Origin of the sequence: Pigmentiphaga sp. GD03639 (assembly GCF_029845405.1) — a bacterium.
GTDB lineage: Bacteria > Pseudomonadota > Gammaproteobacteria > Burkholderiales > Burkholderiaceae_B > Pigmentiphaga > Pigmentiphaga daeguensis.
The window spans coordinates 75,248-89,787 of record NZ_JAOCLR010000005.1 but is presented as its reverse complement, the minus strand read 5'-3'; the positions used below and the strand labels follow the sequence as shown (position 1 = coordinate 89,787).

17 protein-coding genes are annotated in these 14,540 nt (G+C 70.0%); 13 read left to right on the top strand and 4 right to left on the bottom strand.

Features of this window, described 5'->3' with window-relative positions:
- The first annotated feature begins 52 nt into the window (after positions 1 to 52).
- From N5K27_RS07090 to N5K27_RS07055, 8 genes are all read left to right on the top strand, one after another.
- Complete coding sequence (locus tag N5K27_RS07090) at positions 53 to 1,033, top strand: XdhC family protein (protein WP_087841608.1); 981 nt, start codon at positions 53 to 55, stop codon at positions 1,031 to 1,033.
- Between the two features lie 34 nt (positions 1,034 to 1,067).
- On the top strand, positions 1,068 to 1,844 hold the full coding sequence (locus tag N5K27_RS07085; RefSeq protein WP_279815447.1) for a sulfurtransferase: 777 nt from the start codon (positions 1,068 to 1,070) through the stop codon (positions 1,842 to 1,844).
- Positions 1,845 to 1,967: 123 nt separating this feature from the next.
- A complete protein-coding gene (gene ribBA, locus N5K27_RS07080) occupies positions 1,968 to 3,158 on the top strand; it encodes a bifunctional 3,4-dihydroxy-2-butanone-4-phosphate synthase/GTP cyclohydrolase II (protein WP_087841606.1) in 1,191 nt (396 codons plus the stop codon).
- The gene (gene ribH / locus N5K27_RS07075; protein WP_087841605.1) at positions 3,155 to 3,676 is read left to right on the top strand and encodes a 6,7-dimethyl-8-ribityllumazine synthase; all 522 of its coding nucleotides are present in this window, start codon (positions 3,155 to 3,157) and stop codon (positions 3,674 to 3,676) included. The genes ribBA and ribH overlap by 4 nt, the downstream gene beginning before the upstream one ends.
- Entirely contained in the window at positions 3,669 to 4,136 is a 468-nt protein-coding gene (nusB, locus tag N5K27_RS07070; RefSeq protein ID WP_087841604.1) for a transcription antitermination factor NusB, read from the top strand. Before ribH ends, nusB begins: the two co-directional genes overlap by 8 nt.
- Positions 4,137 to 4,166: 30 nt before the next feature.
- Positions 4,167 to 5,180: a thiamine-phosphate kinase gene (gene thiL, locus N5K27_RS07065; RefSeq protein WP_132980648.1), complete on the top strand. Its 1,014-nt coding sequence runs from the start codon at positions 4,167 to 4,169 to the stop codon at positions 5,178 to 5,180.
- A 50-nt stretch (positions 5,181 to 5,230) separates the two neighbouring features.
- Positions 5,231 to 5,698, top strand: a complete 468-nt coding sequence (locus N5K27_RS07060) for a phosphatidylglycerophosphatase A (protein WP_243724689.1) — start codon at positions 5,231 to 5,233, stop codon at positions 5,696 to 5,698.
- A gap of 14 nt (positions 5,699 to 5,712) precedes the next feature.
- Positions 5,713 to 6,237, top strand: coding sequence for a nicotinamide-nucleotide amidohydrolase family protein (locus N5K27_RS07055; RefSeq protein ID WP_087839820.1), 525 nt, complete (start codon positions 5,713 to 5,715; stop codon positions 6,235 to 6,237).
- Here N5K27_RS07055 and N5K27_RS07050 read toward each other — a convergent pair.
- Positions 6,225 to 6,977, bottom strand: a complete 753-nt coding sequence (locus N5K27_RS07050) for a MipA/OmpV family protein (RefSeq protein ID WP_243724686.1) — start codon at positions 6,975 to 6,977, stop codon at positions 6,225 to 6,227. The genes N5K27_RS07055 and N5K27_RS07050 overlap by 13 nt on opposite strands.
- 213 nt (positions 6,978 to 7,190) lie before the next feature.
- Here N5K27_RS07050 and N5K27_RS07045 point away from each other — a divergent pair, with 213 nt between their 5' ends.
- Together N5K27_RS07045 and N5K27_RS07040 are read left to right on the top strand one after the other, a co-directional pair.
- Complete coding sequence (locus N5K27_RS07045; RefSeq protein ID WP_087839819.1) at positions 7,191 to 7,853, top strand: response regulator transcription factor; 663 nt, start codon at positions 7,191 to 7,193, stop codon at positions 7,851 to 7,853.
- Positions 7,850 to 9,202, top strand: coding sequence for an ATP-binding protein (locus N5K27_RS07040; protein WP_087839818.1), 1,353 nt, complete (start codon positions 7,850 to 7,852; stop codon positions 9,200 to 9,202). The genes N5K27_RS07045 and N5K27_RS07040 overlap by 4 nt, the downstream gene beginning before the upstream one ends.
- 15 nt (positions 9,203 to 9,217) lie before the next feature.
- Here N5K27_RS07040 and gcvA read toward each other — a convergent pair whose 3' ends face one another.
- Positions 9,218 to 10,135, bottom strand: a complete 918-nt coding sequence (gene gcvA / locus N5K27_RS07035) for a transcriptional regulator GcvA (protein WP_087839817.1) — start codon at positions 10,133 to 10,135, stop codon at positions 9,218 to 9,220.
- Positions 10,136 to 10,277: 142 nt separating this feature from the next.
- Here gcvA and N5K27_RS07030 point away from each other — a divergent pair, with 142 nt between their 5' ends.
- Both N5K27_RS07030 and N5K27_RS07025 read left to right on the top strand, forming a co-directional pair.
- Positions 10,278 to 11,000, top strand: a complete 723-nt coding sequence (locus N5K27_RS07030; protein ID WP_087839816.1) for a dimethylmenaquinone methyltransferase — start codon at positions 10,278 to 10,280, stop codon at positions 10,998 to 11,000.
- A gap of 75 nt (positions 11,001 to 11,075) precedes the next feature.
- Entirely contained in the window at positions 11,076 to 12,062 is a 987-nt protein-coding gene (locus N5K27_RS07025) for a tripartite tricarboxylate transporter substrate binding protein (protein WP_279815442.1), read from the top strand.
- Between the two features lie 27 nt (positions 12,063 to 12,089).
- Here N5K27_RS07025 and pyrF read toward each other — a convergent pair whose 3' ends face one another.
- Positions 12,090 to 12,917, bottom strand: coding sequence for an orotidine-5'-phosphate decarboxylase (pyrF, locus tag N5K27_RS07020; protein WP_087839814.1), 828 nt, complete (start codon positions 12,915 to 12,917; stop codon positions 12,090 to 12,092).
- 86 nt (positions 12,918 to 13,003) lie between these two features.
- Positions 13,004 to 13,396 (bottom strand): diacylglycerol kinase, encoded by a 393-nt coding sequence (locus N5K27_RS07015; RefSeq protein WP_087839813.1) that lies wholly within the window; start codon positions 13,394 to 13,396, stop codon positions 13,004 to 13,006.
- Between the two features lie 153 nt (positions 13,397 to 13,549).
- On the opposite strand from N5K27_RS07015, the gene N5K27_RS07010 reads away from it, so the two are divergent.
- On the top strand, positions 13,550 to 14,530 hold the full coding sequence (locus N5K27_RS07010) for a tripartite tricarboxylate transporter substrate binding protein (protein ID WP_087839812.1): 981 nt from the start codon (positions 13,550 to 13,552) through the stop codon (positions 14,528 to 14,530).
- Positions 14,531 to 14,540 lie beyond the last annotated feature (10 nt).

Here is a 14,540-nt window from a genome sequence, read left to right as displayed (position 1 = left end):
CGCGTCGTGGACTATCATGGCGTCCTGAGAATGACGTGGAGTGGGTACGACGATGGACAACGTCGATCTGGACGTCCTGCGGCGCCTGGCCCAGTGGCGGCGGGAAGGGCACGAGGTCGTGCTGGGCACGGTGACGCGCACCTGGGGCTCGGCGCCCCGGCCCATCGGCGCGATGGTGGCCGTGCGCGGCGACGGTTCGATCGCCGGTTCGGTGTCGGGCGGTTGCATCGAGGACGACCTGTCGGACAAGGCGCGCACCGGTGCCTGGCCCACCGGCGTGCCCAGCGTGGTGCGCTACGGTGTCTCGGCCGAGGAGGCCACGCGTTTCGGCCTGCCCTGTGGCGGCACGCTGGAACTGGTCCTGGAGCCGGTCGCCGACCATAGTGGCGTGGAAGAGCTGCTGGCGGAGCTGACCCAGGGGCATCGGGTGCTGCGCCGGCTGGACCTGGCCACCGGCCGCGCCGTGCTGGAGGCCGCCCGCGACCGTGCCGACACGCTGTCGCTGACCGACTCGGAACTGGTTGCCACCCACGGGCCGAGCTGGCGCCTGCTGATCATAGGCGCGGGGCAGATGTCGCAGTACCTGGCGCAGATGGCGCTGGCGCTGGACTACGAGGTCATCGTCTGCGATCCGCGCGAGGAATATACGCAGGGCTGGGAGGTGCCGGGCGCGAGGCTGGTGACCACCATGCCCGACGATACCGTGACCGAGATGCGCCCCGATCGCCATACGGCCATCGTCGCGTTGACCCACGATCCCAAGCTGGACGACCTGGCGCTGCTGGAGGCGCTCAAGTCCCAGGCCTTCTACGTTGGCGCCATCGGTTCGCGGGCCAACCAGGCCAAGCGCCGCGAGCGGCTGGTCGAGTTCGACCTGACCCCGGACGAGGTGGCCCGGCTGCACGGCCCGGTGGGCCTGCGCATCGGGGCCCGCACGCCGCCCGAGATCGCCGTGGCCATCCTGGCCCACATGACGGCCGAGCGCTACGGCTTCCACAAGCTCGAATTCGAGGCGCCGGGCGCCGGCGCGTAAACTATCGCGCCTCGTCGTTTTCCGGATCCCCGCCGTGCCCGCCGTCGTCAACATCGCCGCCTACCGTTTCCTGACCCTGGACGACCTGCCCGCGCTGCAGGCCGCGGCGCGCGACCGGGCCCTGGCGTGCGGACTGAAGGGTACGGTGCTGCTGGCGCACGAGGGCATCAACCTGTTCCTGGCCGGCACCCGCCCGGGCATCGACGCCTGGCTGGAGTGGCTGCGGCATGGCCCGGACTTCGGCGGCCGGCTGGCGGGCATCGAGGTCAAGGAAAGCCTGTCCGCCCGGGTGCCGTTCCGCAAGCTGCTGGTGAAGATCAAGCGTGAGATCATCCGCATGGATCATCCGGCCATCCGTCCCGAAGCCGGCCGGGCGCCGGCTGTCGATGCCCGCACGGTGGCACGGTGGCTGCGCCAGGGCCGGGACGACGAAGGGCGGGAGGTCGTCATGCTGGACACCCGCAATGCCTTCGAGGTCGATCACGGCACCTTCCGGGGCGCGATCGACTGGCGCATTTCCCGCTTCACGCAATTCCCGGCGGCCGTGCAGGCGCACCGGAACGACCTGGCGGGCAAGACCGTGGTGAGTTTCTGCACCGGCGGCATCCGCTGCGAGAAGGCGGCCATCTACATGGCGCGAGCCGGCGTCGAGCACGTCTACCAGCTCGAGGGCGGCATCCTGAAGTATTTCGAGGAAACCGGCGGGGAGGGCTACGACGGCGAGTGCTTCGTGTTCGACGGGCGCGAGTCGCTGGATCCGGCGCTGAGGCCCCGGCTGGACGGGGTGGACGACCCGATCCCGGCGCCGTAGGCTGCGCTGCGCGCCGCCCCCTTGCTGTCCCGGCATCCGGGTAAAATACCCGGTTTCCCCGTATCGGCCGACCGCCCGCGCCGCCGCCGGTACAACCCCGCAACCCCGCGCCGGACGATCTTCATGTCTGCATTCATTTCTCCCGTTCCCACCCCCGGCGGCTCCTCGGCGATCTCGTCGGTGCCGGAAATCGTGGCCGAGCTGCGCGCCGGCCGCATGGTCATCCTGGTCGACGAGGAGGACCGCGAGAACGAAGGCGACCTCGTCATGGCAGCCGAGTTCGTCACGCCCGAGGCCATCAATTTCATGGCCCGCTACGGACGGGGCCTGATCTGCCTGACGCTGACCGAAGAGCGCTGCCGCCAGTTGAACCTGCCGCTCATGGTGTCGGCCAACGGCACCAAGCACGGTACCAATTTCACCGTTTCCATCGAAGCCGCCCAGGGCGTGACCACCGGCATCTCGGCGGCCGACCGGGCCCGCACGGTGCAGGCCGCCGTGGCGCGCGACGCCAAGCCGTCCGACCTGGTGCAGCCCGGCCACATCTTTCCGCTGAAGGCGGCCCGCGGCGGCGTGCTGGCGCGGGCCGGCCACACCGAAGCCGGTTGCGACCTGACCGCCATGGCGGGGCTCACGCCCGCCTCGGTCATCTGCGAAGTGCTCAAGGACGACGGCTCCATGGCCAGGCTGCCCGACCTGATCGAGTTCTCGCGCCAGCACGGCGTCAAGATCGGCACCATCGCCGACCTGATCCAGTACCGCAGCGAACACGAGTCGCTGGTGCAGCGCGTGGCCGAGCGGCCGATCCGCACGGCGCACGGCGTCTTTCGCGCGGTGATGTACCGCGATACGCCCAGCGGCGCGCCCCACCTCGCGCTGGTCCATGGCGAGATCCATCCCGAGCGCGAGACCCTGGTGCGCGTGCACGAGCCCACGTCGCTGCTCGACGTGCTGGAAGTGGCCCGCAGCACGCACAGCTGGAGCGTGCCCAGCGCCCTGGAAGCCATTTCCCAGGCCGAATCCGGCGTGGTCATCCTGCTCAACTGCGACGGCACGGCCAGCGACCTGGCGGCCGAGTTCCAGCAATTGATCGACCAGGACCGCACCGGCGCGGCCTGCGGCGACGCGCCGGTGCGCATGGACTTGCGCACCTATGGCGTGGGCGCGCAGATCCTGAAAGACCTGAACGTCGGCAGCATGAAGCTGCTGGCACGGCCGGTCCGCATGCCCAGCATGACCGGCTTCTCCCTTACCGTGACCGGCTACGAGGCCGGCCATGACCAACCCCCCACCAAGGACGGCGCCCCATCATGAACCCCTATACCATGACTCCCGATCTGAATGGCGAAGGGCTGCATATCTGCATCGTGCGCTCCCGCTTCAATGAAAACATCGGCGAACTGCAGCTGCAGGCCTGCCTGGAAGAACTCGGCAAGCTGGGCGTGGACGAGCGCGACATCATGGTCGTGTCGGTGCCCGGCGCCCTGGAACTGGGCGTGACGCTGGCCCAGCTCGCCCACACCGGTGAGTTCGACGGACTGATCGCCCTGGGCGCGGTGATCCGCGGCGAGACCTACCACTTCGAAGTGGTCAGCAATGAGAGCGCGGCGGCCATCAGCCGCGTCGCGCTCGAGACCGGCATCCCCGTCGCCAACGGCGTGCTTACCACGGAAACCGAGGAGCAGGCGGTGGAGCGCGCCGCGACCAAGGGCCGCGACTGCGCGCAGACCGCCGTCGAGATGGCGAACCTGCTGGCCACCCTCGAGCCCGAGGAGGACGACGAGGACGAGGACGACGAAGATTTCGACGACGAGGAAGAACAGGATGACTGAGGCCAGCCGCCAGAACGCGCGCAGCGCGCGCCGCCGCGCGCGCGAGTTCGCCCTGCAAGGGGTGTACGAGTGGCTGCTCAAGGGGGGCGACGCCGGCGAGATGGGCGAGATCGACGCTCACATGCAGGACGGCGAGGGTTTCGCCGAAGCCGACCTGGGCCATTACAAGGCGCTGCTGTACGGCGCCGCCCGCGACGCGGCCGCGTTGCGCGAACGCTTCGCGCCCTTCCTCGACCGCCAGGTCGAGGAGCTGTCGCCGGTCGAGCACGGCATCCTGCTGATCGGCACCTACGAGCTGCAGAACCACGTCGAGATTCCGTACAAGGTCGTCATCAACGAGGCCGTCGAACTCGCCAAGTCCTTCGGTGGCACCGACGGCTTCAAGTTCGTCAACGGCGTGCTGGACAAGCTCGCGGCCGAAGTCCGCGCCGCCGAGGTCCAGGCCGGCCGTCGGGGTTGACGGTGCCTGGCCCGGGCCGGGGGAGCTGGCATGAGCGGTGAGTTCGAACTCATCCGCCGGCATTTCACCCGGACGGCGCCGGCGGGCATGCTGGGGGTGGGCGACGACTGCGCGCTGCTCTCGCCCTCGGCCGACGCCACGGCGGTCAGCACCGACCTGCTGGTGGAAGGGCGCCACTTCTTTCCCGACGTCGATCCACGCGCGCTGGGCCACAAGTCGCTGGCCGTGAACCTGTCCGATCTTGCCGCCATGGGCGCGAAACCGACGGCCTTCGTGCTGGGGCTGGCGCTGCCGCGCGTGGACGATGCCTGGCTCTCGGCCTTCGCCGCCGGCCTGTTCGCGCTGGCCGACGCCTACGGCTGTCCCCTGGTCGGGGGCGACACCACGCGCAGCGACGCGGGCACGACCCTGTCCATCACGATCTTCGGCAGCGTGCCCGCCCAGGCGGCGCTGCGCCGCTCGGGCGCCCGCCCTGGCGACGACATCTGGGTGTCGGGTACGCTGGGCGACGCCGATCTCGCGCTGCGCCTGCTGCTGGGCGAGCGGGACGTACCGGTGGCGGACCGGGCGGCGGTGCTGGCGGCGACCCGCGGCGCGCTCGAATGGCCCGAGCCGCGCGTGGCGCTGGGGCTGGCGCTGCGCGGCCTGGCCAGCGCGGCGATCGACATCTCGGACGGCCTGCTGCAGGATCTCGGCCATGTCCTGGCCGCCAGCGGATGCGGCGCACGGTTGTGCGCCGATGACGTGCCGGTGTCGCCGGCCGTGGCGGCCCTGCCGGCGCCCTGGCGGCGGCGCTGCGCGCTGGGCGGCGGCGATGCCTACGAATTGTGCTTCACCGCGCCTGCGGAGGCCCGCGCCGGGGTGGCCGAGGCGGCCGCGCGCGCGGGCGTGGCGGCCACGCGCATCGGCGCGGTGGACGCCGGCCCCGGCCTGCGGGTGGTGGACGCCGGCGGCATGCCGGTGCCGGACCTGCCCCGAGCGGGCTTCGATCACTTCCCGATGCCGGTCGATCCGGCGGCGGGCTCCTTGCCTGAGACATCATGACCGACATTTCCTCCGCCGGCCCGGTGCCGGCGAGTCCCAGCTTCGGCTGGATGCGCGCGCGCCTGTCGCGCACCATTGCCTTCGGCCTGGGCAGCGGACTGATCCGCCCGGCGCCGGGAACCTGGGGGACGCTGCTGGCCTGGGCGCTGTGGCAGCCCTTGACCATGGTGCTGGGGGCGCCGTTGCACCAGGCGATCTTCCTGGCGGCGGCATTCGTCGTGGGCATCTGGGCCTGCGACCGCACGGGACGCGACCTGGGCGTGCCCGATCATGGCGGCATGGTATGGGACGAGATGGTGGCCTTCTGGACCGTGCTGTGGCTGATCCCGGATTCCGTGGTGTCGCAGGCCTTCGGCTTCCTGCTGTTCCGCCTGTTCGACATCCTCAAGCCGCCCCCCATCGGCCATTTCGACCGCCGGCTCAAGAACGGCCTGGGCGTGATGTGGGACGACATGATCGCCGCGTTCTACGCGCTCTTGGTCTGCGCGCTGTACTGGCGTATCGTCGCTCAGGCCTGACCGGGGAGATCGACATGTTCGACCAGGAATCGCTAGATCTGTCCGCCGCCTTGGGGGGCGCCCTGCAGCCGGCCGGCTGGATGCTGGCGGCCGCCGAATCCTGCACCGGCGGGCTGGTGGCGGGGCTGGTCACGGCCGTGGCCGGTTCCAGTGCCTGGTTCGACCGGGGGTTCGTCACCTATACCAACGCGGCCAAGGTGGCCGAGCTGGGGGTGCGGGAAGACACGCTGGCCGCGCATGGCGCGGTCAGCGAACAGACCGCGGGCGAGATGGCGGCCGGGGCGCTGAAGGCGGCGCGGACGCAAATGGCGGTGTCGACGACCGGCATCGCCGGCCCCGGCGGCGCGACGCCGGGCAAGCCCGTGGGCATGGTGTGCTTCGGCTGGGCATGGACCACGCCCGAAGGCATGCGGGTACGCACGGCCACGCATCTGCTGGCGGGAGACCGCACCGCCGTGCGCATGCAGGCGGTGAAGATCGCGCTGCGCGGCGTGCTGGAAGCGCGGGCGCTCGCGGCGGGGCCGCTTCAGAACGAGTAGGCCAGGCCCACGCTGCCGAAGGCGGCGGTTTTGCGCTCGACGATGGGGCTGTCGGCCGCGTCGCCCATCAAGGTCTGCACGCCCAGCAGCGTGACGACGCGCCAGCGCTGGTCCAGCCGGTAGGTCCAGAGCGCGAAGGCCGAGCCCGAGCGCAGGCCCGAGGACGGCCGGTAGGCCGCAAGTCCCGCGCCGCTGTGCGAGGATTGCTCGGGCGTCACGCCGAACCAGGTCTGCATGTGATCGCGGTTACCCCATTCCAGGCCGGCGCCGACCTGCACATCGTGCTTGCCGCCCTGCCAGATGGCGTAGGAACCGCGCGCGGCCAGGGTGCCGCCATAGCCGCTCTTGGCCGCCTGGGTGTAGGACAGCGACGCCCGCCATCTGCCGGGCGCCCAGTCGGCGAACACGCCGTACTGGGCATGGGCATCGATGTCGCCCAGGCCGGACAGCCTGTCGGACCGGCTTTCCTTGCGGCCCAGGCCGAAGCCGGCGCGTACTCCCACGCTCAGGCCGGGGGCGACCTCGGTCTTCAGGCCCAGCCCGGGCAGCCCCTGGCTGTTCGAGATGAAGAAGGGGCCGCGCTGGAAATTGAGGATGGGCGCCGGCAGTACGCGATAGCTGTCGGCGCCGGGATAGGCCGGGATGACGGCAATGCCGCCGCCCACGAGGTCCTGCCCGACGGCGGGCTGCATGGCGCCCAGCAGGAAGCAGAGGCAGAGGCTGCGCGGATCCTGGATCATATGGCTGGCTCCTGGAACCCGCCGCCGCGGGCGGTTCCGAATGTGGACATGAAGGCGGCGGCCAGCCCGGCCCGGGCATGAGCGCGAACCAGCCGCCACCGCGAATTCTGGGCGGGGCGGTTTAAGAACTTTTTAAAATCGGGCGACGATACTGGCCTGCGCCGGCCGACACGGCTGCGCGCGCCACTTATCCGAACCAACGGGAAACCGATCTTGCGCATCCTGCTCGTAGAAGACGACGCCATGCTTGCCGATGCGCTCGTCACCGCGCTGGGCCAGCACGACACCGCGGTCGAATGGGCTCGCGATGCCGCCGCGGCGCGGCTGACGCTGATCGACCACGACTACGCGGCGGTCCTGCTCGACCTTGGACTGCCCGGCGGCTCCGGGCTGGGCGTGCTGGCCGCCATGCGTGCGCGCTACGACACGACACCGGTCATCATCATGACCGCGCGCGACCGCCTGAGCGACCGCATAGGCGGCCTGGACGCGGGGGCCGACGATTACCTGGTCAAGCCCTTCCAGGTCGACGAACTGCGGGCCAGGCTGCGCGCCGTGCTGCGCCGCAGCCTGGGACGCGTGGCCCCGGTGCTGCGCAGCGGCGACGTCGAGCTCGATCCGGCCTCGCGCTCGGTCGCCTGCCGGGGACAGCCGGTCGCGCTCAGCGCGCACGAATACCGGACGCTGCTGGCGCTGATGGAAAAGGCGGGCAAGGCCTTGTCCCGCACGGCGCTGGAGGAGGCGGTCTACGGCAGCGACGGCGTGATCGAAAGCAATACCGTGGCGGTCTACGTCCATCAATTGCGCCGCAAGCTGGGCGAGGACCTGATCGAGACCGTGCACGGCTACGGCTACCGGTTGCGGGAGGCGCGATGAGATCGCTGCGCGCGCGCCTGTTGACGGGCATCGTCGCGACCATGCTGCTGACCTGGGCGGGGTCGTTCCTGTGGTACCGGGCCGAGGTCACGCGCGAATCGAGCGGGGAATGGGACGCCGCGCTGCGCGAGGTGGCGAACCTGACCCTGTTGTCGCTGCCGGTCGGGCTCGAGAACAACGTCGCCGAGCGCGGTTTTTCGCTGCCGGGCGAGCAGCGGCTGGACACTTCCCAGCTTAAGATGACCTTCCAGGTCTGGAACCTGGCGACCGGCGGCAGCGTGCTGCATTCCCCGGCCGCGCCCGGCCGGCCCATCGTGCCGGACATGCGCGACGGCTACGCCACCACCCTGGTGGGGGGCGAACCCTGGCGCGTGTATGCCGTCTCGGACGCCAGCAAGCGGATACAGGTGCAGGTGGGCAAGCCGCAGTCGCTGCTGCGCAAGGAGCTGCACGAGCGCCTGACCCGCGGGTTGATGTTCGTCGGCATACTGGCCTGCATGCTGGCCAGCGTCGTCGGCTGCCTGGTCCAGTGGTCGGTCCTTCCCGTCACGCGGTTGTCGCGCCGCATCCTGCAGCGGCGCCCCACCGACCTGCAGCCGTTGCCGGCCAGGGAACTGCCGGTGGAACTGCGTCCGCTGGTGGAGTCGTTCAACGGCCTGCTCGGACGGCTGGACGAGACCATGCAGAACGAACGGCGTTTCCTGGTCGACGCCGCGCACGAGCTGCGCACGCCGCTCGCGGTCCTGACGGTGCAGACCGAGAACGCCCTGCGGTGCCAGGATCCCGTGCAGCTGCGTGCCGAACTGGGCAAGCTGCTGGCGACCACGCAGCGCAGCGCGCGGCTGTCCGAGCAATTGCTGGACATGGCCCGGCTGGATGCCAACGGTTTCGGCGAAGACGACGTGGAACTGCACACCGTGGTGTCCGTGATCGCGCGGGACTTCGAGACGGGCGCCGCCGAGCGGGGCCAGCGCATCAGCCTGGACACCGAGGACTGCCTGGTGCGCGGCCGGGTCGATCCGCTGGGCATCCTGGTGCGCAACCTGGTCGACAATGCGGTGCGCTACGGCGGCCGCGACGCGCACATCGCCGTGGCCTGCCGGCGCGAAGCCGGCGGCGTGCTGCTGACCGTGGCCGACGATGGCCCCGGCGTGCCCGAGTCCGAGTACCGGCGCATCTTCGACCGCTTCTACCGCGTGGCGGGCACCACCGAACGCGGCAGCGGCATCGGCCTGTCGCTGGTCGCGCAGATCGCCGAGTCGCACGCGGCATCCATCCAGGTGGGGACCGGCCTGCGCGGGCGCGGCCTGGGCGTCCGGATACGGTTCCCGTCCGTGCGGACCGCCTGAGCCGGCACGCTTGCCTCAAGCCCGGGGCGGTGCGCGCCGGGCTTCGTCCGCGCGGGCCTCGGCCAGGATCCAGTCGCGGAACGTGCACAGATGCGTGTCGTACTGCAGCCGCTCGGGATAGATCAGGTAGAAGGCGTTATCGATGGGGACGCGCAGGCCGAAGGGCGCGACCAGCCTGCCCGCCGCCAGGTCCTCGGCCACGAGCGCATGCTGCCCCATGGCCACGCCCAGTCCCTCCAGCGCCGCCTGGTAGGCCAGGCTGACGCTTTCGAAAGTCATCCCGCGATCCGGGTCGATGTCCCCCGCGCCGGCGGCCTCCAGCCAGGTCGGCCAGTACTCGGGCCGGGCCACCGATTGCAGCAGCGTGTGCCGGGCGAGGTCGCGCGGATGGGCGAGCGGGGCGCGCCCATCCAGCAGCCGGGGGCTGCACACCGGCAGCAGTTCGATGCCGACCAGGAAGCGCGAGATCACGCCGGGCCAGTCGCCGCGGCCCATGCGGATGGCGACGTCGGCGTCGTGCTCGGTGAAGTCCACCGGCTTGAGCGAAGTGGTGAAGATGGCGTCGCGGCCAGGATTGGCGGCGTGGAATGCGGGCAGCCGCGGCACCAGCCAGCGCATCGCGAAGGTCATCGGACACCAGATGTGCAGCGGCTTGTCGCGCACGCCCTGCATGGCGCGCTGGGTAGCCTCGCCGATGTTGTCGAACACATCGTTCAGGTCGTCCAGGTAGCGCCGGCCCACCGCCGTCAGCCGCACTTCGCGGTTGACCCGCTCGAACAGCCGGGCTCCCAGGAATTCCTCCAGGACCATGACCTGCCGGCTGACGGCGCCGGGCGTCACGTGCAGTTCGCGCGCGGCACGCGTGAAGCTCAGGTGGCGCGCCGCCACCTCGAAGGTGCGCAGCGGATTGAGCGGGGGCAGGCGAGTGGCCATCTCTATGAGTAAAAGTCAATCATATTGACTATAAATCGATTGATGCATATTGGGAAAGCGATGAGAATTTTTCACACATGAAGACCGCCGCCGCGGATAGGCCGCAGGCGGCGGCGCGCCTCATTCCTCACGGAGACCACGCATGACCAAGACGCTGCTGGGCAAGATCGCCCCGGAACGGGTAAGGAGCCTCGACATCGAGCGCCCGCCCAAGGACCTGATCGAGGGCTTCAAGGCGCTGGGCGACGCCACCGGCATCGTGTCGGACGTCATGGACCACCTGGGCATCGCCGGAACGCTGCCCGGCTCGCTGCTTCGGCCCACCATTCCCGGCGCCACCATCGTCGGCCCGGCCATGACCCTGCGCAACACGGTCATGACCGGCCATCCGGTCGACAACGCGCGCGCCCACCGCAACGGCATGGCCGAGATCGAGGCCCACAACATCGCGGAGCAAGGCGACGTACTGGTGATCGAGGGCGTGCCCGGGCTGTCGAACATGGGCGGCATCTCGGCCCAGGTGGCCAAGCGCCAGGGCGAGATCGGCGCCATCGTGTCGGGCGGGGTGCGCGACGTGGCGCATTCGCGCCGCGTCGGTTTCCCGGTGTGGGCCACCGAAGTCTCGCCCATCACGGGCAAGTGGCGCATCGAGACGATCGAGATCAACGGCCCGGTCCAGATCGAGGGCATACGCGTCAATCCCGGCGACCTCGTGGTGGCCGACGACACCGGCGTCTGCTTCATTCCCCGCGATCGCGCCCGCGAAGTGCTGGAGCTTTCGCGCAAGCGCGCCGCCGCCGAGGACGCGCGCTGCGATGCGATCGATCGCGGCGTTGCCATCCGCGACCTGCCGTCGGCCAGTTGAGCCGCGCGCCGGCGGTATCGCGCCGGCGACCCCGCCGCCCCGGCCACGGCCGGGGGGCCACCAGGAGACACCAACGTGCAAAGACATTCCCGCAAGCGTGGGCGGCCGGCGCTCGCCTGCGCCGCTGCCGCGCTCTTCAGCGCCGGCGCCTGGGCGGCCCCGGATTATCCTACCCAGCCCATCCGCCTGATCGTGCCTTTCGCGCCCGGCGGCGGCACCGACATGATCGCGCGTGTCGTGGGCAAGAAACTGGGCGAGCGGCTGGGCCAGCCCGTCATCGTGGACAACCGCCCGGGCGCCAGCGGCATCATCGGCGCCGAGGCCGTGGCCCGCTCGGCCCCGGACGGCTACACGCTGCTCATGGCCACGACCGCGATCAGCTCGAACGGCAGCCTGTACAACACGATTTCGTATGACCTGAAGAAGGACTTCGCGCCTGTCTCGCAACTGGCCAACGCGCCCGCCGTGCTGGTGGTGAATCCCGGCCTGCCGGTGGCCTCGCTGCAGGAACTGATCCGCTATGCCCGCGAGCGGCCGGGGCAGGTCAACTACGCTTCCTATGGCGTGGGCACGGCGCCGCATCTGGTGGCCGAACTGTTCCAGCAGAGCAGCGGCACCAAGCTCTACCACGTGCCCTACAAGGGTGGCGGCCCGGCCGTGCTGGCGACCTTGTCGGGCGAGACCCAGCTGCTGTTCCCCAGCCTGGTGCCGGTGATGAACCACATCCGCAACGGCAAGCTGCGGGTGATGGCCGTGGCTTCGGACAAGCGTTCCCCCAGCCTGCCGGAGGTGCCCACTTTCCGCGAAGCCGGGATGGAATTCGAGACCGGCACCTGGTTCGGCATCGTGGCGCGCGGCGGCACGCCGGCGCCCATCGTGGCACGGCTGCACAAGGAAATCGTCGCGCTGCTCAATGACGCCGACGTGCGCAAGTCGATCTCGGACGAGGGGGCGGAGGTCGTGGCCAGCCCCACGCCCGAAGCCTTCGGCAAGCTGATCCAGGCCGAGGCGGACCGCTGGGCCAAGGTGGTCCGCACCGCCGACATCAAGATCGAGAAGTGACAGGGGCTTTCGTCCCGCAACGGGGACCTAGCTGCGGCCGGGGCGAAAGCCGTTGATGGCGTCGCGGGTCTCGCGCGCCACGCGCGCCGCGGCCTCGCGCCAGTCGTCGCCGCCGCTGGCGTACAGGATGGCGCGCGACGAATTGATCATCATGCCGGTGCCCGCGGCATTGCATCCCGCTTGCACCGTGGCCTGCACGTCGCCACCCTGGGCGCCCACGCCGGGCACCAGCAGCGGCATGTCGGCGCCGATGCGGGCGCGCACCGCCGCCAGCTCGGCGGGGAAGGTGGCGCCCACCACCAGGCCGAGCTGGCCGTGGCGGTTCCATTTCTTCGCCACCAGGTCGGCCACGCGCAGGTAGAGCGGCTCGCCGCCGGCTTCCAGGAATTGCAGGTCCGAACCGCCGGGGTTGGAGGTGCGGCACAGCACGATCACGCCGCGATCCGGCCAGGCGAAATAGGGTTCGATCGAATCCGAGCCCATGTAGGGGCTGACCGTGACGGCGTCGGCGCCGTAGCGCTCGAAGGCCTCGGCGGCATACTGCTCGGCCGTGGAGCCGATGTCGCCGCGCTTGGCGTCCAGCACCAGCGGGATGTCCGGGTGGTGTTCCTTGATGTGCCGGCACAGCGCCTCGAGCTGGTCCTCGGCGCGGCGGGCGGCGAAATAGGCGATCTGGGGCTTGAACGCGCACGCGTAGGGCGCGGTGATGTCGGCGATGGCGCGGCAGAAATCGAAGATGCGGTCGGCCCGTCCGCGCAGTTCGGCGGGAAAGCGGGCGGGATCCGGGTCCAGGCCGACGGTCAGCAGGGAGTCGGACGCGGCCCAGGCCTGCGTCAGTTTGCGGGTGAAAGACATGGTGCGAGGGGAACGGAGTCGATCCGACATTGTAGGATCATCCGGCCAGCGGCGCGAAACGGCCCGCCGCCCCCCGTGGGAGCGGGTCAGGCCAGCAGCCGGCCCGCCAGCACGTGTATCCAGAGCCCCGCCGAGAACAGCAGGGACAGCATCACCGCGGCGCTGCCCAGGTCCTTGGCGCGGCCCAGCAGCGGGTGGGTTTCCACCGACAGGGCGTCGGCCAGCGCTTCCACCGCGGAATTGAGCAATTCCACCACCAGCACCAGCAGCATGCTGAACAGCAGCAGCAGGACTTCGGTGGTGTCGCGGCCCAGCCAGACCGCCGCAGGCACCAGGATGACCACCAGCGCGACTTCCTGGCGGAACGCGGCTTCGTATTTGAGCGCGGCGCCCAGGCCCTGCAGCGAATAGCGCCAGGCGCGGAAGACCCGCTGGAGGCCGCCGGTGCTCTTGTAGGGAGAATGCTGTTGATCGGTCATCGGAGCGGGGTAGGGAAGGGTCGGCCGCAGGATACAGCGAAACGCGTCCGCGGCGCATGCTTCGGGTTTGCAACAATGGTCGGAGCCGGACGCCGATGTTGACATAGAACCCGCTGGAAAATTCCCTACCAATACCAAGAAGGAGACGCACCCATGAGGCATTTCCCGTCATCGGCCCGTGCGGCCTGCCTGGCCGCGCTGGCGTCCCTGGCGCTTGCCGGTCCCGCCGCCGCGGCCTCGTACCCGGATAAGCCGGTACGCGTGGTGGTCGGCTTCTCGGCCGGCGGCACCACCGACGTGGCCGCACGCATCATCGCCAAGGAGCTGGGCGACGACCTGGGCCAGAGTTTCGTGGTCGAGAACAAGCCCGGGGCCGGCAGCAACATCGGCGCCGAGCTGGTCGCCCGCGCCAAGCCCGACGGCTACACGCTGTACATGGTGGCCGTCACCAGCACCATCAACCAGACCCTGTACAAGAACCTGAGCTTCGACATCGTCAAGGATTTCTCGCCCATCGCGCTGGTCATCAAGGTGCCCAACATCCTGGTCGTCAATCCGTCGCTGCCGGTCAAGAACGTCAAGGAACTGGTGGCCTACGTCAAGGCGCATCCGGACAAGCTCTCGTATGCCTCGTCGGGCAGCGGTACCTCCATCCACATGGCGGGCGAGCTGTTCAAGCTGCGGGCCGGCGTGGACATCCCCCACATCCCGTACAAGGGCAGCGCCCCCGCCCTGACCGACCTGATCGGCAACCAGGTGCAACTGATGTTCGACAACATGCCCTCGGCCTGGCCGCACGTGCAGGCCGGCAAGCTGCGCGCGCTGGCGGTCACCACCGCCGAACGCTCGGCCACCGCGCCCGAGCTGCCGACCATGATGGAATCGGGCTACGACAAGTTCGACGTGTCGTCCTGGTTCGGACTGATCGCGCCCAAGGGCACGCCGCCGGACGTCATCGCCAGGATCAACGCCTCCGTGCAGAAGGCGCTGGCCAAGCCGGACGTGCAGCAGCGCTTCAAGGACCTGGGCGCCGTCACGGCCAAGACCACGCCGGAGCAGTTCGGCGCCTTCATCAAGGACGAAGTGGAGACCTGGGCGACCGTAGTCAAGGCCTCGGGCGCGAAGGTGGAGTAGCCGCGCCCGC

What these genes read in the sequence shown, in the direction of transcription:
- N5K27_RS07090 (WP_087841608.1), top strand. Translation starts at nt 53, where the DNA reads ATGGACAACGTCGATCTGGACGTCCTGCGGCGCCTGGCCCAGTGGCGG.
- ribBA (WP_087841606.1), top strand. Translation starts at nt 1,968, where the DNA reads ATGTCTGCATTCATTTCTCCCGTTCCCACCCCCGGCGGCTCCTCGGCG.
- ribH (WP_087841605.1), top strand. Translation starts at nt 3,155, where the DNA reads ATGAACCCCTATACCATGACTCCCGATCTGAATGGCGAAGGGCTGCAT.
- nusB (WP_087841604.1), top strand. Translation starts at nt 3,669, where the DNA reads ATGACTGAGGCCAGCCGCCAGAACGCGCGCAGCGCGCGCCGCCGCGCG.
- thiL (WP_132980648.1), top strand. Translation starts at nt 4,167, where the DNA reads ATGAGCGGTGAGTTCGAACTCATCCGCCGGCATTTCACCCGGACGGCG.
- N5K27_RS07060 (WP_243724689.1), top strand. Translation starts at nt 5,231, where the DNA reads ATGCGCGCGCGCCTGTCGCGCACCATTGCCTTCGGCCTGGGCAGCGGA.
- N5K27_RS07055 (WP_087839820.1), top strand. Translation starts at nt 5,713, where the DNA reads ATGTTCGACCAGGAATCGCTAGATCTGTCCGCCGCCTTGGGGGGCGCC.
- N5K27_RS07050 (WP_243724686.1), bottom strand. Translation starts at nt 6,977, where the DNA reads ATGATCCAGGATCCGCGCAGCCTCTGCCTCTGCTTCCTGCTGGGCGCC.
- N5K27_RS07040 (WP_087839818.1), top strand. Translation starts at nt 7,850, where the DNA reads ATGAGATCGCTGCGCGCGCGCCTGTTGACGGGCATCGTCGCGACCATG.
- gcvA (WP_087839817.1), bottom strand. Translation starts at nt 10,135, where the DNA reads ATGGCCACTCGCCTGCCCCCGCTCAATCCGCTGCGCACCTTCGAGGTG.
- N5K27_RS07030 (WP_087839816.1), top strand. Translation starts at nt 10,278, where the DNA reads ATGACCAAGACGCTGCTGGGCAAGATCGCCCCGGAACGGGTAAGGAGC.
- pyrF (WP_087839814.1), bottom strand. Translation starts at nt 12,917, where the DNA reads ATGTCTTTCACCCGCAAACTGACGCAGGCCTGGGCCGCGTCCGACTCC.
- N5K27_RS07015 (WP_087839813.1), bottom strand. Translation starts at nt 13,396, where the DNA reads ATGACCGATCAACAGCATTCTCCCTACAAGAGCACCGGCGGCCTCCAG.
- N5K27_RS07010 (WP_087839812.1), top strand. Translation starts at nt 13,550, where the DNA reads ATGAGGCATTTCCCGTCATCGGCCCGTGCGGCCTGCCTGGCCGCGCTG.